This is a genomic window from Solidesulfovibrio carbinolicus (genome assembly GCF_004135975.1).
Taxonomy (GTDB): domain Bacteria; phylum Desulfobacterota; class Desulfovibrionia; order Desulfovibrionales; family Desulfovibrionaceae; genus Solidesulfovibrio; species Solidesulfovibrio carbinolicus.
Genome location: NZ_CP026538.1, coordinates 1790572 through 1816792 on the forward strand (window position 1 = coordinate 1790572; position 26221 = coordinate 1816792).

Annotated in this window: 22 protein-coding genes; 1 reads left to right on the forward strand and 21 read right to left on the reverse strand. The window is 66.0% G+C overall.

All coding sequences use genetic code 11. The features are described from left to right. Positions 1–116 precede the first annotated feature (116 nt). The 21 genes from C3Y92_RS07970 to nifE all read right to left on the reverse strand — a co-directional run bounded on the left by C3Y92_RS07970 (position 117) and on the right by nifE (position 24313). The gene (locus C3Y92_RS07970; RefSeq protein WP_129351428.1) at positions 117–1328 is read right to left on the reverse strand and encodes an oligosaccharide flippase family protein; all 1212 of its coding nucleotides are present in this window, start codon (positions 1326–1328) and stop codon (positions 117–119) included. Positions 1329–1365: 37 nt separating this feature from the next. Beyond that, a complete protein-coding gene (locus C3Y92_RS07975) occupies positions 1366–4371 on the reverse strand; it encodes a glycosyltransferase family 39 protein (protein WP_165352088.1) in 3006 nt (1001 codons plus the stop codon). 42 nt (positions 4372–4413) lie between these two features. Beyond that, the gene (mnmA, locus tag C3Y92_RS07980) at positions 4414–5484 is read right to left on the reverse strand and encodes a tRNA 2-thiouridine(34) synthase MnmA (protein WP_129351432.1); all 1071 of its coding nucleotides are present in this window, start codon (positions 5482–5484) and stop codon (positions 4414–4416) included. A 181-nt stretch (positions 5485–5665) separates the two neighbouring features. Beyond that, positions 5666–7132, reverse strand: coding sequence for an Asp-tRNA(Asn)/Glu-tRNA(Gln) amidotransferase subunit GatA (gatA, locus tag C3Y92_RS07985; protein WP_129351434.1), 1467 nt, complete (start codon positions 7130–7132; stop codon positions 5666–5668). 88 nt (positions 7133–7220) lie between these two features. After that, positions 7221–7505: an Asp-tRNA(Asn)/Glu-tRNA(Gln) amidotransferase subunit GatC gene (gene gatC / locus C3Y92_RS07990; protein ID WP_129351436.1), complete on the reverse strand. Its 285-nt coding sequence runs from the start codon at positions 7503–7505 to the stop codon at positions 7221–7223. A 7-nt stretch (positions 7506–7512) separates the two neighbouring features. Next, on the reverse strand, positions 7513–8991 hold the full coding sequence (locus C3Y92_RS07995; protein WP_129351438.1) for a penicillin-binding protein activator: 1479 nt from the start codon (positions 8989–8991) through the stop codon (positions 7513–7515). Between the two features lie 133 nt (positions 8992–9124). Continuing rightward, positions 9125–11038, reverse strand: a complete 1914-nt coding sequence (gene dnaK / locus C3Y92_RS08000; protein ID WP_015860427.1) for a molecular chaperone DnaK — start codon at positions 11036–11038, stop codon at positions 9125–9127. Between the two features lie 121 nt (positions 11039–11159). Continuing rightward, positions 11160–11690: a nucleotide exchange factor GrpE gene (locus C3Y92_RS08005; RefSeq protein ID WP_129351440.1), complete on the reverse strand. Its 531-nt coding sequence runs from the start codon at positions 11688–11690 to the stop codon at positions 11160–11162. 73 nt (positions 11691–11763) lie between these two features. Then, positions 11764–12801, reverse strand: coding sequence for a heat-inducible transcriptional repressor HrcA (gene hrcA / locus C3Y92_RS08010; RefSeq protein WP_129351442.1), 1038 nt, complete (start codon positions 12799–12801; stop codon positions 11764–11766). Positions 12802–13132: 331 nt separating this feature from the next. Further along, positions 13133–13495: a hypothetical protein gene (locus C3Y92_RS08015; protein ID WP_129351444.1), complete on the reverse strand. Its 363-nt coding sequence runs from the start codon at positions 13493–13495 to the stop codon at positions 13133–13135. 237 nt (positions 13496–13732) lie between these two features. Next, complete coding sequence (locus C3Y92_RS08020) at positions 13733–14428, reverse strand: FadR/GntR family transcriptional regulator (protein ID WP_129351446.1); 696 nt, start codon at positions 14426–14428, stop codon at positions 13733–13735. A gap of 240 nt (positions 14429–14668) precedes the next feature. Beyond that, the gene (locus tag C3Y92_RS08030; RefSeq protein WP_129351450.1) at positions 14669–15487 is read right to left on the reverse strand and encodes an alpha/beta hydrolase family protein; all 819 of its coding nucleotides are present in this window, start codon (positions 15485–15487) and stop codon (positions 14669–14671) included. A 105-nt stretch (positions 15488–15592) separates the two neighbouring features. Beyond that, positions 15593–16300, reverse strand: coding sequence for an ATP-binding cassette domain-containing protein (locus C3Y92_RS08035; RefSeq protein ID WP_129351452.1), 708 nt, complete (start codon positions 16298–16300; stop codon positions 15593–15595). 65 nt (positions 16301–16365) lie between these two features. Next, the gene (gene modA, locus C3Y92_RS08040) at positions 16366–17112 is read right to left on the reverse strand and encodes a molybdate ABC transporter substrate-binding protein (RefSeq protein ID WP_129351454.1); all 747 of its coding nucleotides are present in this window, start codon (positions 17110–17112) and stop codon (positions 16366–16368) included. Between the two features lie 15 nt (positions 17113–17127). Then, positions 17128–17796: a molybdate ABC transporter permease subunit gene (modB, locus tag C3Y92_RS08045; RefSeq protein WP_129351456.1), complete on the reverse strand. Its 669-nt coding sequence runs from the start codon at positions 17794–17796 to the stop codon at positions 17128–17130. Between the two features lie 219 nt (positions 17797–18015). Next, positions 18016–18144: a hypothetical protein gene (locus C3Y92_RS21685; RefSeq protein WP_268932636.1), complete on the reverse strand. Its 129-nt coding sequence runs from the start codon at positions 18142–18144 to the stop codon at positions 18016–18018. Positions 18145–18571: 427 nt separating this feature from the next. Next, complete coding sequence (locus C3Y92_RS08050; RefSeq protein ID WP_129351458.1) at positions 18572–19237, reverse strand: PilZ domain-containing protein; 666 nt, start codon at positions 19235–19237, stop codon at positions 18572–18574. Then, positions 19234–20052, reverse strand: coding sequence for a tetratricopeptide repeat protein (locus C3Y92_RS08055; protein WP_235669651.1), 819 nt, complete (start codon positions 20050–20052; stop codon positions 19234–19236). Before C3Y92_RS08055 ends, C3Y92_RS08050 begins: the two co-directional genes overlap by 4 nt. A 242-nt stretch (positions 20053–20294) precedes the next feature. Continuing rightward, a complete protein-coding gene (locus C3Y92_RS08060; RefSeq protein WP_129351462.1) occupies positions 20295–21563 on the reverse strand; it encodes a radical SAM protein in 1269 nt (422 codons plus the stop codon). A 12-nt stretch (positions 21564–21575) separates the two neighbouring features. After that, positions 21576–22931, reverse strand: coding sequence for a nitrogenase component 1 (locus tag C3Y92_RS08065; RefSeq protein ID WP_129351464.1), 1356 nt, complete (start codon positions 22929–22931; stop codon positions 21576–21578). Then, positions 22928–24313 carry a nitrogenase iron-molybdenum cofactor biosynthesis protein NifE gene (nifE, locus tag C3Y92_RS08070; protein ID WP_129351466.1) on the reverse strand — a complete coding sequence of 462 codons (1386 nt, stop codon included), beginning with the start codon at positions 24311–24313 and terminating at the stop codon, positions 22928–22930. Before nifE ends, C3Y92_RS08065 begins: the two co-directional genes overlap by 4 nt. A gap of 380 nt (positions 24314–24693) precedes the next feature. On the opposite strand from nifE, the gene C3Y92_RS08075 reads away from it, so the two are divergent. Beyond that, entirely contained in the window at positions 24694–26145 is a 1452-nt protein-coding gene (locus C3Y92_RS08075; RefSeq protein WP_129351468.1) for an NAD-dependent succinate-semialdehyde dehydrogenase, read from the forward strand. The last annotated feature ends 76 nt before the right edge of the window (positions 26146–26221 follow it).

Sequence of the window (26221 nt, forward strand, 5' to 3'; positions counted from 1 at the left end):
ATTGGCGGCACGTCGCTTATAAAGAATAGGCGCAGGCGGCGGAGGCTGCAAGGGATAAACCTGTCGAGGGGTCCGGAGATCATCCCCCCGGCGGGGTGCGGGGCGGAGCCCCGCTCTTATCTCTTCGTGAATCCCCACTTCACGAAGGCCCAGCCGAGGCCGGCGCACAGGGCGGCTTCGGTGGCCACAGTGGCCAGGGCCGCGCCCTTGGCGGCAAGCAGTGGAATAAACAGGAAATTGAGGGCGATGTTGAGCACGGCGGCAATGATGGTGACCACGGCGTAGTAGCGCTCGCGGCCAAGGGCTACAAGACCCTGGGTCAGGACGTAGTTGGGCAGGATAAAGGGTAGCGAGGCCAGCAGCCAAGCCAGAAGCGGCTCGGCGGCGGCGTATTTGTCGCCAAAGGCCAGACGCAGGATAAACGGGCCAAGGATGAGGCCGCCTATGGTCGCGGCGACGGCCAGGGCGATCATGACGCCGAGCATGAGGCGAAAGGAGCGGCCAAAGGCGCCCTGGTCGTCGAGGCTCACGCGCAGCTTGCGGAAAAACACGTGGGCCAGGGGCGTGGCCAGCATGATGACGCCTTCGATGAGGCGGTAAGCGGCGGCGTAGTTGCCGACGGTGGCGTCATCGCCGGTGAGGAACTTGAGCAGCACGATGTCGCAGCGGAAATAGATGGTGGTGGCGGCCGAGATGCACAAAAACGCGGCGCAGGGGGCGTAGACGTCGCGGTACAGGCCGATTTTGGGCCGCGTCAGCAGCGGTCGGGCGTAGGGCGTGGCCAGGGCCAACAGCTGGCCCACGGCCAGACCGGCGAAGACGGCCAGGGGGCCGGGCGAGGGGAAAAGCAGGGCGGCCCCGGCGGCCAGGGCCGTGGCCGTGCGCACCACGGCCCGCCACAAGGCCTCGGCGGCGAAATTGTTGTGACCCTTGAGTTCGGAGGAGACCAGCGAAGAAGCGCAAAACAGGGCGTAGTAGACCACGGCCGCGCCCAGGGGCAGGCGTTGCCCGTGCGGGAAAAGCGGGATCAGGCAAAGCCCGAGCAGCGTCACGGCCAACAGGTGACCCAAGGCCAGGGACAAAAGCGACGGCCGACCCGGAACAGGGGACAGGCCGGCCTTGGCCGTTTCGCGAAAGACCAGGGTGGAAAAGCCGCCGTCCTGCAGGATGGCGAAAAGCGACCCCAGGGTGAGGAGGTAGGAGTATTCGCCGAACCCGGCCGGACCCAGGACGCGGCCGAGCAGGAAGGTCAGCCCCACGGACACGGCGGCGGCGTAGAGGGTGGCCGCCCACTGGCTGCTAAGCGCCTTGGTCAGGGCGCGGCTCACGCGTTGTTCTCCTGGCCGGGCTCACCGTCAAGCGGCATTAGTAATTGTCCTGGAGGTCCGGCCGGTAGGGCAGGAGTTCGGGCGTGAGGAAAAGGGAAAGCGGCTGGCCGCCGTTATGGAGCAGTTCGACGGCAAAGGAGCCGGCCGGGGCCGGCAGGCCGGTGAAGGCGGACGTGTCCAGGACAGCCTCGATGCGCATGGGTGTGTCGTCTCGCGACCACAGTTGCACGCCCGGGCCGGAAAAATCGAAGCGCACGAAACCGTTGTGGATGGGCTTTGTGAAACGCAGGACGGAAATCCGGCGTACCATGAGGCCTTCCCAGTGGCCGCTGCGGTTGCTGGCCAGGGTATCGAGCGTTGTAAACTTCGCGCCGTCTTCGGAAAAGGCCACGGTCAGCCGGTTCTTGCCGGCCTTGTCGGCGAAGATGCGCGGGTAGGACAGGATGCGCAGTGCCGTGATGGGATAGGCCGAACTCAGCGGCACGGTCAGCGAACAGGGCGCGGCGTCGCGGCAGGCCAGGCAGTCCTCGTCGGCGTTTTTGCGGATGTTGTAGGCCAGGGGAAAGGCGGCCAGGGCTTCGGCTTCCCGGGCAAAGCTCGGCTCGAAGCGCAACACGCCGAGGCCCGAGCGCGTCAAGAGCAGCGTCGAGGGCGACGGAGCCAGGACGCCGATGTCCAGGCCGCGCCCGGCCACGGCGAGCTTTGGCCGGTTGAGCGCGCCCGTGAGCTTGAGGGAGGCGAATTCCGTCGGTGCGGCGTCATTTTCCAGGAGGCGTTCCGGTCGATCCGCGGCCAGAGGGAGGAAGGGCCGGGCCAGGGCCGGATCGTAGAGGACGTAGGCCGGCTTGCCGTCCGGTCCGGGGATGGCGAAAACCGGTTCGAGGCTGGGGTGTTCGGCCAGGAAGCCGGGCAGGGCGTCGGCCGGATTGGCCGGTCCCTGGGGGATGCCCGGCCGGGTCGGGAAGGCGTAGAGCGCGGCGTCCAGACGGGTCTGTCCGGGCCTCCAGGCCGCCAGGGCGTTGTTGGCGGCCACGCGCTCCAAAGCACTTTGGGCCGGATCGGCGTTGGCCGGGCGGCCGGTCAGGGTGGCGGCCAGTTCCAGGCCGTTGACCTCAATGACGCCGGGATTGGCCACCGGGCCGTAGTCGATGCGAAGGCGCAGGGTTGACGCGCCGGTAATGGCCTGGGACAGGGGATAGTCGCGGTGGATGAAACGGCGTTTTTCGTAGTTGGGCGCAACGAGCTTGCCGTCGGGCCCGAGGAAAGCGTCGCCGGTCAGGGTCTCCAGGGGGACCAAGGGGCCGTCGCCGACGGCCAGGGCGATGGTCACCCGGGAATCGGACGGGATGCCCTCCAGGAAAATGGCCGAGAAGTCGAGGGACAGCCGGCCGGCGGCGTAGGCCGTGCCCGGGGCGGCGACGAAACGGTAGAGGACGTGGCCCGGGCGCTCGTAATCGTAGTGGGTGAGCGTGTGGTAGCGGCTTTCCGGGGCGATGTTGTCGGCTTCCTCGCAATCGGCGTAAAAGCGGTAGTCGTCGAATGTGTCGGCATAGACGGCGTTTCCGGCCGCGTCCGGGAAAAGCACCACCGGGGCGGCGCTCACAAGCCCCAGACGGTAGACGGCGGAATCCATGAACCGGGCGACCTTGTGCATGGGAAAGGGTTTCATGGCCGGATTCAAGTCGCTCTGGATGACGTGGTAGGCCCGCTTGTAGCCCTTGGGCTGATACTGGGCCAGGGTCTTGTAGACGCTGGGCAGGTACCAGTTGGTAATGAGCTTGGGGTTCCTGTTGCTTTGCAGAAAAAGATAGTCGACGTTGTTCTTGTTCCAGGCCAGATAGTCGGCCAGTTCCTTGTTGTATGACGTCTCGCGGCGGTAATAGGACGGCAGGGTGGAGAGATCCATGGCGCAAAGGAGCAGACAGCAGCCGAGACCGGCCAGGGGCAGGGTCAGGGCGCGCCGTGACGGCGTAAGGCCGACATAATCGGCGATCCTGTTCAGGCCGGCGTCCAGGCCAAGCCCGGCCAGGGCGAGCAGAGCGAAAAAGGCGTTGAACACGTAGCGCGAGCTGATTTCGAGCTGGGTGCCGGCCAGCAGAAAGGCGGCCACGGGCATAAACGCAAAAAAGGCCAGTAAGACGAGGCCCGGCCGCAGGCGGGGTTTGGCCAAGGCAACGCCCAGCCCGCCAAGACTGGCGAGCGCTAGAGGCAGCCAGGGCAAGCCCCGCTTGGGCGCGGCATAGGCGAAGAATTCGGTCAACACGCTGACGACAAACCCCTCCGGGATGCCCGGGGATTTTTCCTGGCGCAGCAAGGCGAAGATGTTGCGGTAGGCCGGCAGCCAGGGCAGGAAGCACAGCCCGACCACGCCCACGCAGGCGGCCAGGGCCAGCCCTTTGTGGAGGGCCCGGCGCGGGGTCAGCTCGCGGGAAACGAGGCCTCGCAGGAGATAATAGGCGGTGAAAAGCCCCTGCGCACCGATGTTGGTGGTGCCCATGGACGAACTGTAGCACATAGCCGTGGTGGCGGCGGCGTAGGCGACGTAGTTGGCCAGCCCTCCCCGATTAAGGGCGCGGTAAAGCGTCCACAGCGACAGCAGGCCCAGCAGCGTAAAGAGGCTGTAGGGGCGAAGTTCCCGCGAATAGTGGATGTGGTAGACGCAAAAGGTGGTCAGGGCGGCGGCGAAAAGGCCCGCCCGGCGGGTGAAGAGTTCGCCGACAAAGCCGTACATCACGGCCACGGTGGCCGTGCCGGCCACGACGCTGATGCCGCGCAGAGCCGTGTCGTCGTGGGTGACGGTCAGCACGGCCCGGGTGATCAGGTGGTAGAGCGGCGGAAAAAACTCGCCCCCGAAATCCGATGGGCCGATGACGGAGAGGGTATGGAGCATCCGTTTGACCGGCAGCAGGGCCGTGCCAAGAGTAATGAACTCGTCCCACCACAAGGACGGATCGCCCAGATGGAGCAGGCGCAGGCAAACGGCCGCGACCAGCAGGACGGCCAGAAGGAGCCAATACAGGCGGCGGTTGTCAGTAGTCGGCATGGAGGATGGTTCCCGGACCCCGTGGTGCGGGGTCAAGGCCATTTAGCCAAGGTTTTCCGGGATGACAAGGCCGGGGGCGGCAATGATCTCGCCGCCGGCCAACACCCGGCCGTGGGCGTCGTAGAGGACGGCCACCTGTCCCGGGGTCGGGCGGGCGACGGGTTCGGCAAAAATGATGTCGAGGCCGCCGTCAGCCGTCAGCCGAGCCGCGGCCGGCCGAGGCTTCATGCGGTAGCAGGTCTGGGCCAGGACGGCTTCGGGCCAGTGCTCCGGCGGCACGAGGCAATTGGCCGGGCCGGTGCGGCAGAGCGTCGCGGCCAGCGCGGCCTTGACGCCGACAATAAGCGCGTTGGCGACCGGATCCTTGTCGATGACGTAGAGCGGTTCGCTGTAGGCGATGCCCAGGCCCTTGCGTTGGCCGATGGTGTGCCGCCAGAGCCCCTGATGGGTGCCCAGGCGCTTGCCGTCGGCCAGGACGATGGGGCCGGGGCCGGACAGGGGGAAGCCCTGATCCTTCAGAAACGCGCGGTAGTCGTCGCCGGGAACGAAGCAGATTTCGCGGGATTCGCTGGGCAGCGGCGGGGTCAGTCCAAGGGCGGCCAGGGCGGCCGGGTGTTCGGCCTTGTGCCGGCCGGCCAGGGGAAAGACGGCCCGGGCCAGGGCATGTTGCGGCACGAGGCTCAAAAAATAGCTCTGGTCGCGGCTGTCGTCCGCGCCGCGAAAAAGGGCCGGCCCGGTCGGCGTCTGTTTGATGCGGGCGAAGTGGCCGGTGGCGATGGCCTCGGCTCCCTGGGCCAGGGCGGCGTCCAGGAGCAGGCCGAACTTCATGTCACGGTTGCAGGCGGCGCAAGGGTTGGGCGTGCGCCCGGCGGCGTAGGCGGCGGCAAAGGGATCGATGACCCGGTCGCGAAACTCCCGCGACAGATCGACGGCGGCAAAGGGTATGCCAAGGGCGCGGCACTGGGCGTCGATGGCCTCGGCCAGGGCCAAGGCCTTGTCGCCCGGCGGCAGGAAATGGGCGTGCAGGGCGGCGACGTCGTGGCCGGCGGCGCGCAGGAGACCCAGGGCGAGCAGGCTGTCCGACCCGCCGGAAACGGCGACGGCTATGCGCATGGGGTGATGGATGGTTGGGGGATGATCAGGGGGGAAGCCTCCGGCGGCCAAAGGGCTGCCGCCCTTTGGAATCCCATCTCTTCTTTACCGACGCCGTGGCCCCTGGCCACCCAGGTGGGGTTTCCAAAGGGGCTCAGCCCCTTTGGCCGCCGGAGGCATTCTTCATCTTCTTCCGCTTCTTTTACACCGCCGCCGGCCTGGGCAGCAGTGGCAGCGCGTTGCCGAGGACCTTGGCCGTGCGCAGGATGGTGGCTTCATCGAAGGCGCGGCCAAAGAGCTGCATCCCGATGGGCATGGCCGAGGCAGCGCCCAGTCCCACGGGCATGGATAGGCCGGGCAGGCCGGCGAGGTTCAGGGAAATCGTGAAGATGTCGCTCAAATACATCTGCAGCGGATCGTCGCTCATCTGGCCGATGGTGAAGGCGGCGAAGGGCGAGGTGGGGCCGCAGATGACGTCGCATTTTTCGAAGGCGGTGAGGAAATCCTGGCGGATGAGGCGTCGGACCTGGGCGGCCTTGCGGTAGTAGGCATCGTAGTAGCCGGCCGAGAGGACGTAGGCGCCGATCACGATGCGGCGCTGGACTTCGGGCCCAAAGCCCTTGGAGCGCGAGAGTTCGTAGAGTTCCTCCAGGGACTGGGCTTCGGGGGCGCGGTAACCGTAGCGCACGCCGTCGAAGCGGGCGAGGTTGGAGGAGGCTTCGGCCATGGCCACGATGTAGTAGGTGGCCACGGCGTAGGGCGTGTGGGGCAGCGACACGGGCACGACATTCGCGCCCAGGGATTTGGCCGTATCCACGGCGGCCCGGCAGGCGTCGCGCACTTCGGCGTCCACGCCTTCGCCCCAGTATTCGTCGGGCAGGCCGATGGTCAGCCCGGCCAGATCAGCCGCACCGGCCAGGGCGGCCTCGAAGTCGGGCACGTCGCGGGGGGCGCAGGTGGAGTCCTTGGGATCGTGGCCGGCGATGACGCCGAGGACGGCGGCGGCGTCGTCGGCGGTGCGGGTCAGGGGGCCGATCTGGTCGAGGCTGGAGCCGTAGGCCACCAGTCCGTAGCGGGAGACGCGGCCGTAGGTGGGCTTGATGCCGACGGTGCCGCAAAAGGCGGCGGGCTGGCGGATGGAGCCGCCGGTGTCGGTGCCCAGGGCGGCGAAGCACTGGCCGGCGGCCACGGCGGCGGCGGACCCGCCGCTGGAACCGCCGGGCACCTTGCCCAGGTTCCAGGGGTTGGCCGTGACCTTGTAGGCGGAATTTTCCGTGGACGACCCCATGGCGAATTCATCCATGTTGGCCTTGCCCAGGATCACGGCACCGGCGGCGCGCATTTTCTCGATGCAGGAGGCGTCGTAGAAGGGCGTGAAATTTTGCAGGATCTTGGAACCGCAGGTGGTGGGCGCGTCTTTGACGCAGATGGCGTCCTTGATAAGGACGGGCACGCCCCACAGGCGCTGGTCGGAATTGGGGCCGGCGGCGTCCAGGCCCTTGGCGGCAGCGAGAGCCGCCTCGGCGTCGTAGTGGAGCAGCGCGTGTATTTTCGGCTCGGTGGCCTCGATACGGGCAAGGCAGGCGCTGGTGGCCTCGACGGCGGAGAGTTCCTTGCGGGCGAGCTTGTCGCGTACTTCGGTCAGGGACAGGGTCGTGATGTCGGACATGGAAAAACCCTTCAAGGCCGCCGCCGGGCCGTCAAGGCCGGGCTGGCTGGCGTCGCGTGATATGTGGAGGGGCGAAGCCGCCCCGCGCCTACACGATCTTGGGGACGATGAAGAACTGGCCGTCGGTGGCCGGGGCGTTGGCCAGGATCTGGTCGCGGGAACAGGCCTTGGCCGCCACGTCGTCCCGCATGGGCGTTTCGTGGGTCACCGGGCTGTACAGCGGTTCCACGCCGGCCGTGTCCACCGACCCCAGCGTTTCCATGTAGGCCAGGATGCCGTCCATCTGGCCGGCGAAACGTTCGAGCTTGTCGTCGTCCAGGCGCAGCCGCGCCAGCTTGGCCACCTTGGCCGCGTCTTCGGAAGAGATGTGCATGACGTCGTTATCCTTGGGGTTGGGAAATCGAAATCGCCTGGCGATGGGCTGGGACCGGCGCGGCCGGTGCGGGCTGGGCCGGGACGGGCTGGCTCGGCTGGGCCGGAACGCCGGGCTGGCCGGGCGCGGTCGGAGCCTGCCCCGGAACCGGCTGGACCGGCGAATAGGACTGCTCGTTTTCCGGGGCCGGATTCTCCAGCGCCTTTTGCCGGATGGCGTTTAAGCGCTGGCGGAAGCCTTCGGGATCAAGCAGCACCGGGCCGGTGACCGAGGGCCTAAAGAGATACATGGCCACATGGGCCTTGCCGTCGGGGCCGTAGGACAGCGGGGCCATGCTGAAGTCCAGGCCGTTGACGGCCTGGGCCAGCCGGGCGCTGACGTCCTGGGGCGGCAGGCCCTGGGGCAGGCGGCCCAGACGCGCGGCCATGCGGGCAAAATCGAAGCCCACGGCCTCCCACATGTCAGGATGTTCCACGCCCTGGGCGCGCATGGCGGCCACGAGCTGCTGGGTGGCCTGGCCCTGGTTTTCCGGCCACCAGGCTCCGGGGCACACGGCCAGACGGTAGTTTTGGATGTTTATTTGCGCCTTGGTGGCGGCGGCCCGATACAGGGCCTCGGTCCACAGCTGCGGCCCGAGGATCAGCAGATCCTCGACCCGGTTTTTGAAAAAGGAAGGCAGCACTTTGTCGGCCCTGGCCCATTCGTCGGGCAAAAACACCGCGCCAAAGCCCGGGCGGCCGCCGCTGGTGTGCACCATGTCGGCCACGGCGGTTTCCCAGCTAGCCGGGTCCTGGGGATTGTAGACGCCGGTGGCGGTGATCTGCGCGCCGATCTTGGAAGCGGCCAGGGCAAAGGCGTCGCCCATGGTCTGGCCGTAGCGGTCGCCGGGACGCAACACGGCAAACTGGTTGATGCCGTAGTCGCCGCCTGCCAGCCGCAACAGGGCGTCGATCTCGTCCTCGGCGCTGGGGAAAAAGCGCCAGGCGTCCACGCCTTCCCGGGCTTCATTGAGCGAGGGCATGAAGGCCACAAACACGCGGGTCGGCAACATGCCGGCGGTTTCGAGTTCCTTGAGCGTCAGCCGGTGCATGGGGCCGCCGACCACCGTGACCTCGGGGGGCAGGTTGCGCACGGCGTCGAGCCAGCCCGGCTGGGTGGCGTCGATGACGTGGACATCCAGGGGCGTGCCGGCTTTTTCCAGCTGCTCCTGAGCGGCCTTGACGCCCTTTTGCACCCGGCCGCCGAATTCCCGAAACGGGCCGCCAAGGGGCAGCAGCATGGCGATGGAATTGGCGAAAGCCGGCTTGGGCGGCGGCGTCGGCTCGGGCTGGACCACAGGCGGCGGAGGCGGCGTCGGCGCGGGAGCCGGCTGGGAAGAACCGAAAAAGCTCCCGGCGCAACCGGCGAGCGAAGCGGCGAGGAAACAGGCGACAAGCCCGGCCACCAGGCGCGGGGCGAAGAAGCGATGCGTGGTCGTGACGTTCATTGGGCGAACCGGGGTTTGGCGGCCGGGCCGCCGTGGCGTGAGGGCACAAAAAAAGCCCGACCCGTCCGGGGACGGGTCAGGCTTTTCGATACGCGCAATGGCCGGCGAAGGCAAGCCCGCGCGGGACTGGTCGTTATTTCACTTCGGTGTAGTCGGCGTCGACCACGTCGTCGTCGCCGCCGGCCTTGGCTCCCGGCTGTCCGCCGGCCGCGCCGGCCTGGGGACCGCCGGGCTGTCCGCCCTCTTCGGCCTTTTGCTGGTAGAGCTTTTCCGCCAGCTTGTGCGAGGCCTGGGACAGGTCGTCGGTGGCGCGCTTGATGGCGTCGGCGTCCTCGCCCTTGAGCGTTTCCTTGACGTTGTTGAGCTTGGCCTCGATCTCGCCCCGGGTGACGCCGTCGATCTTCTCGCCGAGTTCCGCCAGGGACTTCTCGGTGGTGTAGACCAGGGTGTCGGCCTGGTTGCGGATCTCGATGAGCGCCTGCTTCTTCTTGTCGTCCTCGGCGTGGGACTCGGCGTCCTTGATGAGCTTTTGGATATCGGCTTCCGACAGGCCCGAGGAGGCCGTGATGCGGATGGACTGCTCCTTGCCGGTGCCGGTGTCCTTGGCCGAGACGTTGACGATGCCGTTGGCGTCGATGTCGAAGGTGACCTCGATCTGGGGGATGCCGCGAGCCGCCGGCGGCAGGCCGGTGAGCTCGAAGCGTCCGAGCGTCATGTTGTCGTTGGCCATGGGCCGCTCGCCCTGGAGCACGTGGATGGACACCGAGGGCTGGTTGTCGGCCGCCGTGGTGAACACCTGGCTCTTGCGGGTCGGGATGGTGGTGTTGCGCTCAATAAGCTTGGTGAACACGCCGCCCAGGGTCTCGATGCCCAGGGACAGCGGGGTGACGTCGAGGAGCAGCACGTCCTTGACGTCGCCGGCCAGGATGCCGCCCTGGATGGCCGCGCCCATGGCCACGACCTCGTCGGGGTTGACCGAGCGGTTGGGCTCCTTGCCGAAGAACTCCTGCACGGTCTTGGAAACCAGGGGCATGCGGGTCATGCCGCCGACCAGCACGACTTCGTCGATGTCGGAGGCCTTGAGGCCCGCGTCGGCCAGGGCCTTGCGGCAAGGCTCGACGGTGCGCTTGACCAGGTCGTCAACCAGGGATTCGAGCTTGCCCCGGGTGATTTTCACCATCATGTGCTTGGGACCGGAGGCGTCGGCCGTGATGAACGGCAGATTGACCTCGGTCTCCATGGCCGTGGACAGTTCCTTCTTGGCCTTTTCGCCGGCTTCCTTGAGGCGCTGCAGGGCCATGCGGTCCTGGGACAGGTCGATGCCGTTCTCTTTCTTGAATTCGTCGACCAGATAGCTGATGACGCGGTGGTCGAAGTCCTCGCCGCCAAGGAACGTGTCGCCGTTGGTGGCGCGCACTTCGACGACGTTGTCGCCGACTTCGAGGATGGAGATGTCGAAGGTGCCGCCGCCAAGGTCGAAGACCGCGATCTTCTCGTTGGCTTTTTTATCGAAGCCGTAGGCCAGGGACGCGGCCGTGGGCTCGTTGATGATGCGCTTGACCTCAAGGCCGGCGATGCGGCCGGCGTCCTTGGTGGCCTGGCGCTGGGCGTCGTTGAAGTAGGCCGGCACGGTGATGACGGCTTCGGTGACGGGCTCGCCGAGATAGGCCTCGGCGTCCTTTTTGAGCTTGCCCAGGATAATGGCCGAGATCTCGGCCGGGCTGTACTTCTTGCCCTCGACCTCGACATAGGCGTCGCCGCCCTGGCCCTCGACGATCTTGTAGGGGCAGTGCTCCAGCCAATGCTTGACCTCGGGGGCGTCGTAGCGGCGGCCCATGAGGCGTTTGATGGCGAAGATGGTGCGCTCGGGATTGGTCACGGCCTGGCGCTTGGCGATTTCGCCGACCAGCCGCTCCTTGGTAAAGGCCACGATGGACGGGGTGGTGCGTCCGCCTTCGGGGTTGGTGACGCACTTCGGGTCCTTGCCCTCCATGACATAAACGCAGGAGTTGGTGGTCCCGAGGTCGATCCCGATGATTTTACCCATATCAGCCTTTCCTCCTTATCATTGCCTGTATGTGCTTGTGCCTTGCGGCGCGGTATTTCTCGAACGAGTGCTATATAAGCCCCGTTTTCGGCGAGTAAAGGGGCAGCCGCGAAAAAACGATTTATTGCGCCTTGTTGACCATGACCTTGGCCGGACGCAGCAGCCGGCCGCGCAGCATGTAGCCGCGCTGGACCACCTGGGCCACGGCGTCCTCGGCCAGACCGGCCACGCTGGCCACGCCGATGGCCTCGTGGGTCTCGGGGTCGAAGGCTTCGCCGACCGCGCCGAATTCCGTGACGCCGTGGCGGGCCAGGATGTCGATGAAGGCCTTGCGGGTCATGTCCACGCCGACGACAAAGTCCTTGCAGGCTTCGTTGCCGCGGCCATGGGCCAGGGCCAGATCAAGATGGTCCAGCACCGGGATAAGCTCCGAGACCAAGCTTTCGGTGGCGTATTTCTGGAAATCTTCCTTTTCCTTGATAAGCCGCTTTTTCAGATTTTCCGTCTCGGCCAGGGCGCGCAGGCGCTTGTCGGCTTCGGCGGCGAGTTCGGCGCGCAGGCGTTCGATGGTGTCCTCCGGGGTGGCCGGGGTTTCCTCGGCCGGGGTTTCGGGGGCGGTTTCGGCGTCTGGCAGTTTTTCCTCAGGGACCATGATTCCTCCACAACAAACGTTTGGGCGCGACGAAAAGCCCAGGCAGGCCTGGGCGGTCGCGGACGGGTCGAGGCTAATAGTGCCGATCGAGCAACCGGGTGAGCGCCCCGGCGGTGTAGTTCACCACCGGAACGAGCCGGGCGTAATCCATGCGCAGGGGGCCGATGAGGCCGATGGCGCCCTGGGCGCGCGATCCCGACCCATACGGGGCGGTGATGACGCCAAGATCGGCCAGGGCGGCCTGATCCGACTCGTCGCCGAGTATGATGACCGTTTTAAGCTCGTTTACGGTTTTGTCCAGAAGGTCGAGCAAAATCGTGCGCTCTTCCAGGACGCGCATGAGCTCGCGCATGTGTTCGGCGTCGGTGAATTCGGGCTGGGCCAGCATGTTGGGCGTGCCGTCGACGATGACTTCGCTGGCCGGGGCGCGCTCCTGCTCGAAGGCCGAGCGGGCCATGGTCAGGGCGCGCAGGCACAGGGCATTGAGCGAGCGGCGGGCCTCGTCCATCTCGCGCACGATGCTGGCCCGGACTTCGGCCAGGGTGCGGTCGGTAAAGAGATGGTTCAGGTAATTGGCGCAAACGACCAGATCGTCAGCGGTGACGTCCGGGGTGGTCTCGATGACGCGCTTGCGCACAAGCCCGCCCTGAAGCACCAGGATGACCATGACCAGGCCGGGGTTGAGCAGGGAAAAGTCGATGCGCTTAAAGCGCGCGCCGGCCGGATTGGGGGCGATGACCACCGACACCTGGAGCGACAGGCCAGACAGCAGCCGCGAGGTCTGGCGCAGCACGTCGTCGATCTCAAGGCCCGCCAAGGTGAGGTTGTCGCGGATGCGGCGCATCTGGTCTTCGCCCAGGGGGGCCACCTGCATGACTTGGTCGAGATAGAGCCGGAAGGCCTTGGCCGTGGGCACGCGGCCGGCCGAGGTGTGGGGCTGCTCCAGATAGCCGGCCTCGGTGAGGTCGGCCATGATGTTGCGGATGGAGGCGGCGGAAAGCCCCAGCGAACTGCGCTTGGACACGATGCGGGAACCCACGGGCGCGGCCGAAGCGACGTAGGCTTCGATGATGGTGGTCAGGACTTCCCGTTCGCGTTCGGCAAGAGGCATGGCGCGTCCCCGTTTGGCACTCGTGGCTTTCGAGTGCCAAACGGGTAACAACCGAATGGTCCGGTGTCAAGGGAGAGGCCGGAAAATGCCCGGCATCTTGCGGAAATCACGACTGTTTTGCCTTTGGAGCAGGAGCGGGCGAAAGCACGTCCCTCAAAGGGGGGGGCCGGCGCGCCGCGGCTTGCGCGCCGGCCGTCGCCCCGTGGGCGGGGCGGCCTTGGAGCCGAGAGATATTGTCAGGCGGCAGTTACGCGCCATGGCGCCGTCAAAACTGGGTGCTGCCCAGGACAGGCCGGGACCTGCCCCGAATGGGCGACGCGGACCGGTCGGCTCAGTCCTGGCCGGGCAACAGGCCAGAAGGGCCGGGGCCGATGTCGGCCGGAGCCGGACGCAAGTCGTTTTCCAGGGCAGCCCACAGGGCCACATGGGCCTGGCGGGCGGCTTCGTCCGAAGGCCGCGAGTCGTGCATCAGCGCCGAGGCCTGGACGATGTCGCGCAGCTCGCGGAAGCCCGCACGGGCGGTCACCACGGCCGAGGCGGCCGGCGACACCCGGGGCAGGAACTGGCCCAGGCCGGCCAGGGACGTTTTGGCTTCACGGGCCTCGTGGCGGCTGGGCGAGGCGTCGGCCAGCACGGCGCAGTAGCCGAGGCAGGCCGACAGGGTCACGGCGACGACGGAACGGGAAAGGCGCATGGGTGCTCCAGGTTGGCCGACGTTGCGACTGCCGGCGCTGTCAAGTCATATCATCTGATGTTTGTGCTGCCACGTTCCCGAATGGAGAGAGCCATCCCTGGAGGGCCACGTCGCAACTCCATCATATCATCTGCTGTTTATCTGCGGGCTGCTCCGCTCAGGCGGCTGCCGCCGCGCCCAAGCTCATCTGCTGTCTTATCATCTGATGTTTGTCAACCGCAAAAAAGAGTGTCCGGACTATTCTTCCAAAGCCTTGATGTCGCTGGTGAAATGGTCGAGGCCTTCCATGGCGAAACGGGCCGCTTCCGGGGCGTCCTGGCGGGTGATGGCGTCGAGGAGGCCGTTGTGGATGTGGTCCTGGTACCGGTTGACGCCGACGTCGGCGATGAGGTGGTCGAGGAAATCCTGAAAAACCATGCAGAAGCTGCGGTACAGGTCGGCCAGCAGGCTGTTGCCGCTGGCGGCGGCCACGGCGGAGTGGAAGGCGATGTCGGCGGCCACGTAGCCATGGGTGTCGCCGGCGGCCACGGCGGCTTTCTTGCGGGCCAGGCAATCGCGCATGGTTTCCAGGTCGGCCTCGGTGCGGTTGGCGGCGGCCAGGCGGGCGGTTTCCACCTCGATGATGCGGCGCACTTCGCGGATTTCGACGGCCGTGGCCCGGCGCAGGCGGTATTCCAAGGGTTCCTGGCCGGACGCGCCGCTTAGGACATAGGTGCCGTCGCCCTGGCGCACTTCCAGCAGACCGGCGCTGACCAGCACACGGATGGCTTCGCGCACGGTGGAGCGGCCGACCCCGAGTTGGGCCATGAGGGTCGGTTCGGTGGGGATCTTGGCGCCAGGCGCAAAAATCCCCAGCGAGATCTTTTCCTGGATCTGCTGGATGACGAGGTCGCACAGTTTGCGCGAGCGGACCGGACTCAGGCGGGCGGGCATCGTCTGATGATCTCCTCAAAGTTTGGGATTTTTCTAGTGCCGGCCTGGGGCCATGTCAAGGCGACTTCCCGGATTTGCGCGCAATGCCCCCTTTTGGCAAGCCTAAATCGGGTAGTTTAAGAGAGAAGAGAAGAGAAAACAGGCCTCCGGCGGCCGGGGGCCTGAGGCCCCCGGACCCCCCAAACGGGAGAAGGTTTAAAGGGGCGCGGCGGGGGGGGCGTCGGGTCGGCAGGAGAGACGCTAGGCGAGGGGGGAAACGGTCAAGGTCAGGCCGCCAAGCGTCACGGTGGACGTGAAGAACGTGGTCGTCTCGGTGGAAGGGATGCCGGCTTTGGCCGCGTCGTAGTCGGCGGCGGCGGTCAGGTACAGGCCCGTGCCGTGGACGCTTAAGTAGGAGGCCGGATCGGCCAGCAGCGTCGACAGATCAAGGCCCGAGTCGAGGCTCCCCGAGCCGTCGCTGAAGCTCACGGTCAGGCCGGCGGTTTGCGTGCCGAGCTGGGTGGAAAAATCCGACGGCGCGACGAAATTGACGATGCGCGCGTCGGCGGCATAGCCGGCGTCGTCGCCGGACAGGCCCATGGAGCCGAAGACCACGGCGGCGTAGCCTGTGTCGGCGTCGTCGGGATGCGCGGCCATGTAGGCCTGGGCGGCCGCGCCGCCGAGGCTGTGGCCGGTGACGTAGACCTGGCTGATGCCGAGGCTGTCCACGGCGGCGTCAAAGGCGGCCGTCTTGGCCGAAAGCTGGTCGTAGTAGCCGACCGTGTCGAACCAGTAGGCGGCGTCGGCGCTGCCGAGATAGGCGGTCAGGCCGTCGGTGGAATAATTGATGTCGTCGGTGCCGCGAAAGGCGATGATGGCCACGGTCTGATTGCCGGCCACCGTGGTCCAGGCGTCAAAGGCGGCGCTGCCGGCTGTGGAAGTGCCGTTGCCGTCGCCGTCAAGGTCGAGCTGGACGTAGCCGGCCCCTTCCAGGGCGGTAATAAGCGAAGCGTCCTGGCGGTAGCTGGCCTCGGTGAGAACAGCCAGGGAGGCGTCAAGATTGGCGGCGGTCAGGCTCATGGCGATCCGTTTCCGGCGGCTGGCGGCAACAGGCCGTTATCGCCGGGCAATTTTGGCTCAGGCTACGCCCGGCCGGGCTGGCCGTCAACAGGGCGGGAGGCGGCCCTAGGCCACCTTGACCATGGAGCGGCGCATGTCCTCGGCCGAGTGGATGTCGATGACCCGGCCTTCGCCGTAGCGCACCACCTCGCCGCCGAAAAAGGCCACATCGGCCGGATCGTGGGTGACCATGACCAGCGGAATGTCCAGGCGGGAGAGGATGCCGGCCAGCTCGGCCCGCACCTTCTGGCGCAGGGGAATGTCCAGGGCCGAGAAGGGTTCGTCCAGGAGCAGGGCGGCTGGTTCGCAGACCAGCGCCCTGGCCAGGGCCACGCGCTGGCGCTGGCCGCCGGAAATCCGGGCCGGACGCAGATCGGCCAAACCCTCAATGCCGAAAAGCGCCAGGGTATTCTGGACGTGCTCGGCAGCCTGGGGCGTGAGCCGCCCGGTCAAGGGCGCAAGGCCAAAGGCGACGTTTTGGCGCACGGTGAGGTGGGGAAATAGGGCGTAGTCCTGGAACACGTAGCCGATGCGGCGAAGCCTGGGCGGCACGAACACGCCCTGGGCGGAATCGAAAAAGACCCGGCCGTCCACGTTGATGGCGCCGGAATCGGGCCGCAGCAGGCCGGCCAGGGCGCGCAGCGTCAGGGTCTTGCCCGAGCCCGAGGCCCCGAACAGCACGGCCCGGTTGCCGGATACGGCAAAAGCGGCGTCGAGATGGAATTCGCGTCCGCCGCAGCAGTAGGTTTTCTGGATGTCCACGACAATGCGCATGGGCGACTCCGGCGGTTGGTGATCCGGCGATCCCGGGGCTGTCCCCGGGATCGCCGAAAACGGGGCTAGGGCTTCTTGAAACCGTACTTGGCCAGGATGGCCTGGCCCTTGGATCCGGTGACGAAGGCCACGAAGGCGGCGGCGTCTTTTTTGTCCTTGGCGGCTTCCAACACGGCGATGGGGTAGGTGACCGGGGTTTCCACAGGCACTTCGAGGAGGGTCTTGACCTTGTCGCCGCCCTGCTTGGCGTCGGTGGCGTAGACGAAACCGGCGTCGACCTCGCCCCGGGACAGGTAATCGAGCACCTGGCGCACGGACTCGGCCAGAACGAACTTGCCGGAGATGGCGTCCCACAGGCCGGTCTTGGTAAGCGCCGCCTTGGTGTAACGGCCGACCGGCACCGAGTCGGGGTTGCCGATGGCGATACGCTTGATGGCCGGCGTGGCGAGGCTGGTCAGGTCCTTGAGCTTGGCCGGGTTGTCGGCCGGCACGGCCATGACCAGGGCATTTTGGACGAAGTTGACCCGGGTGGCCGTGTTGATGAGCTTCTTCTCGGCGGCCTGGTCCATGGTCTTCTGGTCGGCCGAGGCAAACACGTCCACGGGCGCGCCCTGGGCCATCTGGGAGAGCAGCGCGCCGGAGGCGGCGAAATTAAACGTCACGTTGACGCCGGGATTTTCCTTGGCGAACACGCCCTTGATTTCATTGAAGGCGTCGGTGAGGCTGGCGGCGGCGGAGACGGTGATGTCGCCGGCGGCGGCCGGAGCGGCCAGGGAAAGGCACAGGGCCAGGGTGAGCAGCAGTTTTTTCATGCGTGTTCCATACCTCTAGGCTTTCGGTTTCACGATTCTGGCTACGAACACGAGAAGCGCCACGCAGGCCACGGAAATGAGCAGCACCAGTTCGTTGGCCAGGGCGTCGTTGCCGGCCTGGGTGGCGCTGTACACGGCAAGGGACAGGGTTTGGGTCTTGCCCGGCAGATTGCCGGCCACCATGAGCGTGGCCCCGAACTCGCCCATGGCCCGGGCCAGGGCCAGCACAACGCCGGCCACGACCCCGCGCAGGGCCAGGGGAAACGACACCCGCAAAAAGATGGCCGTCTCCGAAGCCCCAAGCGTCCTGGCCGCGTTTTCCAGATTGCCGTCCACGCCCTCGAAGGCCGCCCTGGCCGAACGGTAGACCAGGGGGAAGGCCACCACCGCAGCCGCCACCACCGCGCCCTGCCAGGTGAACATGATGGTCACCCCAAAGGTGTCCCACAGCCAGGAGCCGATGATCCCGCGCCGGCCGAGCACCACGATGATGTAGTAGCCAAGGACCGTGGGCGGCAGCACCATGGGCAGGGTCAGCACGGCGTCGACGACGTCGCGGCCGGGGAAATCGCGCACCTGGGCCAGTCGGGCCAGACAAACCGCCGGCAGGGCGGCCAGGGCCGTGGCCAGGGTGGCCACCTTGAAGGTGAGGAGCAGGGGCGGCAGCACGCTGGCGTCAAACATGAAAAGGCGTCTCCCGTGTCAGTTGCCGCTGCGCCTTGACACAATGAAAGCCATTTATGTCGCGGCGGACAATACTCGTGGCAGCCTACATGACATCATCGCGTAAAGTATAGAATGTCACGGCAAAAATAAAAGAAGTGTCGCTATTGCCGAAATCAAGCCCTGCCGCGTCACGCTTGTCGGTAATGCGTGAGAGTCACTTGTTTTAAATGTATCGTGTCAGTCGCTTTGCTTGCGCTTCTCGCTTCGGCGGCTGCGCCTGTCGTCGTGCTCCACAGGACAGGGAACAGGCGCGGGCTCTTTGCGAAGAAGCCTCTCAAGCAGGGCTTCGATAAGGGGCACGAGCATGGCAGCCTCCTGGGTTCGTTCTTGAATAGCAAACTTGGTGCCATGGCAGATGCCCCGGCAATGCCCGAAAGTATAACGCCTTGGCCGGCAAAGGGAAGCGGCGTCGCCAAAAACGACGTTATTGTCCGACATATTTGTCGGTTGTCGTTGGCGGCAAGGACCGCTTGGCCGGGGATGGAGCCGGCCGTCAGGGCAGCGCCGGGATTGTGGGGAGTGGCAGCTCTGCGGCGAGGCCGCGCGCGGCTGGTAAAGCCGCTCGACTGTGCGGTGAAGAACCGGCCAGGGGCCGGCGAGGCCGTGTGTGGGCGGGAAGGCCAGAAAAGGCGTTGCCGCGGAAGCCCGAAGCGTCGCCGGGCCAGAGCCGGAAACAAGGCATTGCCGCCCAAGCCGGCTCGGCCCTCGCGGCGGTCTGGGGAGCGGTCCGGGCTCAGCTCAGCACGGACAGGGCCTGGTCGAGATAGGAACCAATGGCCTGTTTGGCCGGTTCGGGCAGCTTACGAAACTTGAGCCCCAGTTCCAGCCGGCGGCCGGACAGGGAGACGCGTTTGACCACCCCGGTCAGGGCCGTGTCCGGGGATTGGCCGAAAAGGCCGCAGCGCAACAGCACGTCGTCGTCTATGGCTACGGCCGGGGCCTTGGCCGGCGCGGTCTCGGGCAATGCGGCGGAAAACAGGCAGCCCGAGTGGCTGAGGTCCAGGACCATGCCCGCCAGATCGGCCCCGGCCACGCTGGCCTGGCCCGGCAGGCAGCAGGCCACCCGGGGGTGGCGGCGCAGGTCGTGGGATTCGAGCTTTTTGGGAAAGGTGAAAAAGACCAGGGGAAAGGGAATTTGGATAAATCGGATGACCTGGGTGGAAAAGCCCACCACCGTTCCTTCGTGGAGATAGCGCACGATGGCCGTATTGTCGGGATACAGGAGTTGGTAGAGGGCCTCGCGGCCGGTGTCCGGCACGGCCGGAGCCTGGGTGACGACGAAACGGCCGCGCACATGGCCCACGCAGACCGTGGCCAGCTTGTCCGGCAACCCGGACAGTTCCAGGATGACCTTGGCCCCGGGCGGGCAGTGGAAGTGGTTGAGGTCCGGGACGCTCATGACGGGCTACCGCCTTCGGAATAAGCCCCGGCAGCGCCGTTTTTGGCCAGAAAATCTCGGTACTTGCGGGCGGCGTCAAAAGCGGGGTCCAGGGACAGGGCGGTTTCCAGGTGGCTGACGGCCCTGTCGATATGCCCGGATTCGGCCAGGGCGCGGGCGATGTTGAAATGCAGATTCTCGTCGGCGTCGTTGTGTTCCAGGGCCTTGCCGTAAAAGGCGATGGCCTCGGTGAAATGCTTTTCCTTGCGCAGGCTGATGCCGAATTCGTTGAACAGATGGCGTTCCTGTTCCTGGAAGATGGCGTCGTTGCTTATGAGCCGGCGCATGGCCGCGGCCAGCTTCTTGCCGTCGCCCTTGTGCATGTGGATCTTGCCGAGCTCGATGTTGGCCTTGGGATGCTTCTCGTCCAGGAGCAGGGCCTTGCAGAATTCCTTTTCCGCCGCGTCCAGGTCGTCCTCGGCCAGGTACTTGTCGGCCTGGGCCAGCTTCTTTTTGAGCGAATCGACAAAGGGCAGGCAGCGCTTTTCGTAATATCCGACTTCAGGAGTGTAGTTTTTGATGAATTCGCCCTTGGTGACGATGGCCAGCGGCCCCGAGGGGATGGAGTTGGCGTTAAGCGCCTGCACTACATATTCGTCGTCCTCGGTACGGCGCACGAACCACAGGGTTTTTTGTTCATAGGTGCGGGTTGTGGCGCCGTGGCCGGTGCCTGCCGCCTTGACCAGGGAATAGACGCCGAGGATGCGGCAATGGGCCAGCGGGTTCTCGTCGTGATCCTCGTTGTGCTCGGGGACGGCCGTCGTATCAGTGGGCACAGATGATTCCATGGTTTTGAAGTCGAAGGAACAATGAAAAACCGCTGGGCAAAGGAATTTACGGATTATCCAAGGGGTTGAGGAATCGCGTCAACAGCTCTTCCCAGGGCGGACCACAAAGTCCCACTTCAACACTGCTGAACTACACCTTCGTAAGCATGTTGTCAAAACAAAGACGGCGTTTCGTCACAACGAAACGCCGCCTTAGGGTTTGCATCGGGGCTTGACGGTCGTCTGCCCGGCTAGCAGCCTTCGCCGCCTCCGCCGCAGCAGGCCTTGCCCAGGCCCTTACGCCGGCTCTTGAGCTTGGACAGGTCGCCCGCGCCGTAGACCTCGGCCAGGGCCGATTCCACCAGACCCGAGCATTCGTAGGGCAGCACCCCGGAATCGGCCAGAACCTTGCGCGGCGTCTCGCCGCAGGCGGCGATGAGCACGGCCCGGCAATCCAGAAGAAGCTTGGCCATGTCGATCCAGCGCTTGGTGCCGCCGCCCGGTTCGGGCGCGTAGCGGTCCTCGACAAAGACGAAGTTGTCGCCGTCCTGCTTCCATATCTGGAACTTGTGCGCCTCGCCCAGGTGCATGTTGACGAGCAGCCCCTCGCGGCTGGCCACGGCGACGTAGGGCCGCTTGGAAAGGTCCACGCCCGGCAGCGCCTTGGCGCAATCGCCCAGGATGCCGGCCATCTCGCCCGAGAGATCCTTGCCCAAAAGGCCCACGGCGTCGGCCCGGCAACGCTTGCAATGGGTCATCTGGGGCACCACGTCCTTGGCCTTCTCGCGCAGGTTGTGGATGAGCTCGTGGGTAGGGGCGGGCACGTCGGCAAAGGGCGTGTCGGCCACCGGGAAGATGGGCATGATGTTTTGGATGTCCACGCCAAGCTCCGACAGGGTCTTGGAGACCTCCAGTACGTGATGGTCGTTGACGCCCGGGATGACGATGGTGTTCGATTTGACGATGACGTCGTGTTCCTTGAGGATCTTAATACCTTCGAGCTGGCGGGACAGCAGCAGGGCGGCCGCGGCCTCGCCCCGCAGGATGACCTTGCCGTCGCGGGCCCAGGAATAGACCTTGGCCCCGATTTTCGGGTCCACGGCGTTGACCGTGACGGTGACGTGGGTGACGCCCAGTTCGGCCAGGGTCTTGGCATGGGTCGGCAGGGCCAGCCCGTTGGTGGACAGGCAGAAAAGCAGATGCGGGTACTTGTCCTTGAGAAGCGCGATGGTCTCGATGGTCTCGGGGTTGGCCAGGGGGTCGCCCGGGCCGGCGATGCCGACCACGGTGATGCGGGGCTCTTTTTCCAGGACCTTGTCCATGTAAAGCAGGGCCTGGGCCGGGGAGAGCACGGCGCTGGTGACGCCCGGGCGCGATTCGCTGACGCAATCGTACTTCCGGTTGCAGAAGTTGCACATGATGTTGCACTTCGGCGCGATGGGCAGGTGGACGCGGCCGCAGGTTCCGGCGGATTCGCGATTAAAGCACGGGTGCTTGGAGAGGTCCTTTTCGGTGGTCATGATCGCGCTCCTTTAGAGATAGCCGTAACCCACGGCGCTGTCTTCCTGCTTGCGTTCCAAGACGACGTTGACGAGGCGGTCGAAAAGTTCCAGGGCGCCGCCGTAGGCCACATGGCGCATGCGCTGGCCGCCGAAGCGGTCGTGGATGGGGAAGCCCACCCGCATAAGCGGCACGTTCCAGGCCTTGGCGTAGGTGTAGCCCTTGCTGTGGCCGACCAGCAGATCCGGGGCCAGGTCGGCCGCCTGCTCGGCGATGTCGTGGAAGTCCACGCCTTCGCGCGCCTCGGGCGGTTCGGGCAAAAGCCCCTCGGTCACGGCGGCGAGCTGGGCCTTGAAATTCTTGCAGGTCGCGCCCGTGGCGCACAGGATGGGCTTGACCCCGATTTCGGCCAGAAAGGCCGTCATGGCGATGACGAGGTCTTCCTCGCCGTAGACGATGGCGCGCTTGCCGGCCACGTACTTGTGGCCGTCCACATAGGCGTCCACCAGCCGGCCGCGCTCATCCTGGTACTTCTTGGGGGTGGGGATGCCGGTCAGGTCTTCCAGGGCGGCGAAAAAGGCGTCGGACTCGCGGATGCCGACCGGGATGCCGACCCGGAGGTTTTTGACGCCAAAGCGCCTTTCCAGGTTGGCCCCGGCCGATTCGGCCACATGGCTGGCCCGGCCGCATTCGATGGACCCCAGGGACCCGGACATGGCCCGGATGTCGGCCAGGGTGGTGCCGCCGGCCGGCAGCTTTTCGTAGTCGAGCAGGGCCGGCCGGTCCATGGAGTCGGAGATGTCGGGCAGGATGGTGGCGTCCACGCCGAAGTCGGCCAGGATGTCCTTGAGGTGGCGCAGGTCGGCCGGCGACACCAGGCCCGGCATCAGATTGACGCGCCGCTGGGGCTCAGCCTTTTGCGTGACGAGCTGGCCGGCCAGGGCGGCCACGGCGGCGTGCCAGCCTTCCATGTGGGTGCCGGAGTAGCTCGGGGTGGAGACGTGGACGATCTCGGGCAGGGGCAGGTCGGCGAACTCCTTGCGAAATTCGGCCAAGAGCCGGGGCACGTCGTCGCCGATGGTTTCGGTCAGGCAGGTGGTGGCCACGCCGACCACCGACGCGCCGTACTTGCTCATGACGTTTAAGATGCCCTTCTTGAGATTGGGGCCGCCGCCGAACACGGCCTGCTTTTCGCCCAGGGCCGAGGAAGCGATGTCCATGGGCTCGCGGAAATGGCTGATGATGTAGCGGCGCATGTAGGTGGCGCAGCCCTGGGAGCCGTGCAGGAAGGGGATGGCCCCTTCGACGCCCCGGAAGGCCAGGGCGGCGCCCAGCGGCGTACACAGCTTGCAGGCGTTGGTGGTGGAGACGTAGGGCGAGTCGCTCATAGGGCCTCCTTCTTGGCGGCTTCGGCCTTGGCCATGGCTTCGCGGCGGGGGACGAACCGCCAGATGGGGCTGGTGGCCGAGGCGTGGACCTCGCGGGCAAAGTTGAGCATCCCGACAAAGCCTTCCAGGGCTTCCTTGCGTTCGTGGTTGTGGTCGCAAAAGCCGACCCCGAGCTTGTGGGCGATGGGCCGCTCCTTGACGCCGCCGACGAAGAGGTCGACGTCGAGTTCCTTGACGAACTTCGAGAGTTCCAAGGGGTTGGAGTCGTCCACGATGACCGTGCCCGGGTCGCAGATGGCGGCCAGCTCCTCGTAGTCTTCCTTGGTGCCGGTCTGGGAGCCGACCAGTACGACCTTCATGCCCAGGTGGCGGAAGGCCTTGATGAGCGAAAAAGCCTTGAACGCGCCGCCGACGTAAATGGCGACCTTCTTGCCTTCAAGATCCTTGCGGTACTGTCCGAGCTGGGGCAGCAGCACCGAGAGTTCCTCGCGCACCACCTGCTGGGCGCGTTCCATGATGCCCGGGTCGCGGTCCTTGAAGTGTTCGGCCACGGCGTAGAGGGAGTCGGCCATGTCCTCGATGCCGAGGTAGGAAGCCCGGATAAACGGGATGCCGTACTTGTCCTGCATCATCTTGGCCAGTTCCATGGTGGCCCCGGAGCACTGCACGACGTTGAGGGCCGCGCCGTGCGCCCGGCGGATGTCGTCCACCCGGCCGTCGCCGGTGATGTTGGCCACGGTCGTAACACCCATGCGCTTGAAGTAGTCGCGGATGATCCAGATCTCGCCGGCCAGGTTGAAGTCGCCCAGGATGTTGATGGAGATGGGGCTGATGTCGGAAATGTCGCCCGTGCCGGTCAGGGTGAACATGGCCTTGCAGGCGGCGGTGTAGCCTTCGCGCTTGTTGCCCTTGAAGCCTTCGGACTGGACCGGGATGACCGGGATGCCGGTCTTCTCGGCCACGTCGCGGCACACCGCGCCCACGTCGTCGCCGATGATGCCCACGATGCAGGTGGCGTAGACAAAGGCCGCCTTGGGCTTATGGCGTTCGATAAGTTCGAGCAGGGCGGCCTTGAGCTTTTTCTCACCGCCGAAAATGACGTCCTTTTCCTGGAGATCGGTGGAAAAGCTCAGGCGGTGCAGTTCCGGGCCCGAGGACAGCGCGCCCCGGATGTCCCAGGTGTAGACGGCGCAGCCGATGGGGCCGTGCACCAGGTGCAGGGCGTCGGCGATGGGGTAGAGCACCACGCGCGAGCCGCAAAAAACGCAAGCCCGCTGGGACACCGCTCCGGCCAGGCTGTCGCGGTTGCAGGCCAGCTCGAAGGGCCCCTCGCCGGTACGGTGGATCTGGTCCCGCCGCTCCTCGAAAATCGCCTGTTCCATAACGCTCCTTTTCCTGTCGCCAATTGTCAGGACGAGCGTGACTTTACAAGGAGCGTGCCAGATTTTAATTAACTGATTTTATTTGTTTATAGCGGTGGTGGGCGCGCCTTGAGACAAATTTGTCGCTGATCTCTCGACAGAATTGTAGATCGAGCGCGACCTTTGTCGGAAAAATACGCGAGCCTGGACGAAACTCGTTTTGTCCGGCCGGCTCTTCCTCAAACGGCCTGTTTTGCTGCTCCATCGACTTGTTTGCCTGGTTCTCCAGGCCGCAAAAGGCTGGAATCGGTCTTCTGTCTGTTTTGACACAACCGGGCAAGGCGTCTACACGGCCCGAAAGCGTCGGCGCGCAGCCGGCCATGCCCCAGGAGGAAACGACGATGCTTCACGATATGCGCCTTTTCCGGGAAGCCTGCCTGATCGGCGGCCAGTGGACGGCGGCCGATTCCGGCGAGACCGTGGCCGTGGACAATCCTGCCACCGGCGAAATCCTCGGCCATGTGCCGCGCTGCGGCCGCGAGGAAACCCGCCGGGCCATCGAAGCGGCTTACGCCGCCTGGCCGGCCCTGCGGGCCATGACCGCCCTGGAGCGGGCCGACATGCTCCTGCGCTGGCATGACCTCATCCTGGCCAACAAGGACGATCTGGCTAAGCTCATGACCCTGGAGCAGGGCAAATCCCTGGCCGAGTCGGCCGGCGAGATCGGCTACGGCGCCAGCTTTATCCGCTGGTTCGCCGAGGAGGCCCGCCGGGCCTACGGCGACATCGTCCCGGCCAATGCCCGGGGCCGCATGATCTTCGTCACCCGCGAACCGGTTGGCGTGTGCGGCGTCGTCACGCCCTGGAATTTCCCCATGGCCATGATCGGGCGCAAGGTCGGCCCGGCCCTGGCCATGGGTTGCCCCACGGTCGTCAAGCCTGCCTCCCAGACGCCGTTCTCCGCCCTGGCCCTGGGCGAACTGGCCATCCGGGCCGGCATCCCGGCCGGCGTGGTCAACATCGTCACCGGCAACGCCCGGGCCATCGGCGCGGAACTCACCGAAAACCCCGTCGTGCGCAAGGTGAGCTTCACCGGCTCCACCGAGGTCGGCAAGGCGCTCATGGCCCAATGCGCCGGGACCGTCAAAAAGGTCTCCATGGAACTCGGCGGCAACGCGCCCTTTATTGTCTTCGACGATGCCGGCATCGACGCCGCCGTTGCCGGAGCCATGGCCAGCAAATACCGCAATTCCGGCCAGACCTGCATCTGCGCCAACCGCTTCATCGTTCAGGCCGGCATCCACGACGCCTTTGTTAAACGGCTGGTGGAGGCCGTGGCCGGCCTGTCCGTGGGCAACGGCCTGGACCAGGGCGTGAACCAAGGCCCGCTTATTGACGGCAAGGCCGTGGCCCGGATGCACGCCCAGGTGGCCGACGCCGTGGCCAAGGGCGGCCGGCTGGCCTTGGGCGGCAAGGCCCATGCCCTTGGCGGCAACTTCTTCGAACCCACGGTCATCGCCCACGCCACCCCGGCCATGGCCTTTGCCAAGGAAGAAATCTTCGGCCCCCTGGCCCCGGTTTTCACCTTCGACACCGAAGCCGAAGCCGTGGCCATGGCCAACGACACCGAATACGGCCTGGCCGCCTACCTCTACACTCGCGACATCGGCCGGGCCATGCGCGTGTCCGGGGCGCTGGAGTACGGCATGGTCGGGGTCAACGAGAGCCTTATCTCCTGCACCGAAGCGCCGTTCGGCGGCGTCAAGGAAAGCGGCGTGGGCCGCGAAGGCTCGCGCTACGGCATGGATGAATACTCGGTGATGAAGTACACTTGTCTTGGCGGCTTGGCGTAAGCCGGGATGCAATGCCTCGGCCCCCTAACTGGGAGGGTCCGGGAGGGGGTAACCCCCTCCCGGCCGCCGGAGGCGT

What these genes read in the sequence shown, in the direction of transcription:
- C3Y92_RS07975 (WP_165352088.1), bottom strand. Translation starts at nt 4,371, where the DNA reads ATGCCGACTACTGACAACCGCCGCCTGTATTGGCTCCTTCTGGCCGTC.
- mnmA (WP_129351432.1), bottom strand. Translation starts at nt 5,484, where the DNA reads ATGCGCATAGCCGTCGCCGTTTCCGGCGGGTCGGACAGCCTGCTCGCC.
- gatA (WP_129351434.1), bottom strand. Translation starts at nt 7,132, where the DNA reads ATGTCCGACATCACGACCCTGTCCCTGACCGAAGTACGCGACAAGCTC.
- gatC (WP_129351436.1), bottom strand. Translation starts at nt 7,505, where the DNA reads ATGCACATCTCTTCCGAAGACGCGGCCAAGGTGGCCAAGCTGGCGCGG.
- C3Y92_RS07995 (WP_129351438.1), bottom strand. Translation starts at nt 8,991, where the DNA reads ATGAACGTCACGACCACGCATCGCTTCTTCGCCCCGCGCCTGGTGGCC.
- dnaK (WP_015860427.1), bottom strand. Translation starts at nt 11,038, where the DNA reads ATGGGTAAAATCATCGGGATCGACCTCGGGACCACCAACTCCTGCGTT.
- C3Y92_RS08005 (WP_129351440.1), bottom strand. Translation starts at nt 11,690, where the DNA reads ATGGTCCCTGAGGAAAAACTGCCAGACGCCGAAACCGCCCCCGAAACC.
- hrcA (WP_129351442.1), bottom strand. Translation starts at nt 12,801, where the DNA reads ATGCCTCTTGCCGAACGCGAACGGGAAGTCCTGACCACCATCATCGAA.
- C3Y92_RS08015 (WP_129351444.1), bottom strand. Translation starts at nt 13,495, where the DNA reads ATGCGCCTTTCCCGTTCCGTCGTCGCCGTGACCCTGTCGGCCTGCCTC.
- C3Y92_RS08020 (WP_129351446.1), bottom strand. Translation starts at nt 14,428, where the DNA reads ATGCCCGCCCGCCTGAGTCCGGTCCGCTCGCGCAAACTGTGCGACCTC.
- C3Y92_RS08030 (WP_129351450.1), bottom strand. Translation starts at nt 15,487, where the DNA reads ATGAGCCTGACCGCCGCCAATCTTGACGCCTCCCTGGCTGTTCTCACC.
- C3Y92_RS08035 (WP_129351452.1), bottom strand. Translation starts at nt 16,300, where the DNA reads ATGCGCATTGTCGTGGACATCCAGAAAACCTACTGCTGCGGCGGACGC.
- modA (WP_129351454.1), bottom strand. Translation starts at nt 17,112, where the DNA reads ATGAAAAAACTGCTGCTCACCCTGGCCCTGTGCCTTTCCCTGGCCGCT.
- modB (WP_129351456.1), bottom strand. Translation starts at nt 17,796, where the DNA reads ATGTTTGACGCCAGCGTGCTGCCGCCCCTGCTCCTCACCTTCAAGGTG.
- C3Y92_RS21685 (WP_268932636.1), bottom strand. Translation starts at nt 18,144, where the DNA reads ATGCTCGTGCCCCTTATCGAAGCCCTGCTTGAGAGGCTTCTTCGCAAA.
- C3Y92_RS08050 (WP_129351458.1), bottom strand. Translation starts at nt 19,237, where the DNA reads ATGAGCGTCCCGGACCTCAACCACTTCCACTGCCCGCCCGGGGCCAAG.
- C3Y92_RS08060 (WP_129351462.1), bottom strand. Translation starts at nt 21,563, where the DNA reads ATGACCACCGAAAAGGACCTCTCCAAGCACCCGTGCTTTAATCGCGAA.
- C3Y92_RS08065 (WP_129351464.1), bottom strand. Translation starts at nt 22,931, where the DNA reads ATGAGCGACTCGCCCTACGTCTCCACCACCAACGCCTGCAAGCTGTGT.
- nifE (WP_129351466.1), bottom strand. Translation starts at nt 24,313, where the DNA reads ATGGAACAGGCGATTTTCGAGGAGCGGCGGGACCAGATCCACCGTACC.
- C3Y92_RS08075 (WP_129351468.1), top strand. Translation starts at nt 24,694, where the DNA reads ATGCTTCACGATATGCGCCTTTTCCGGGAAGCCTGCCTGATCGGCGGC.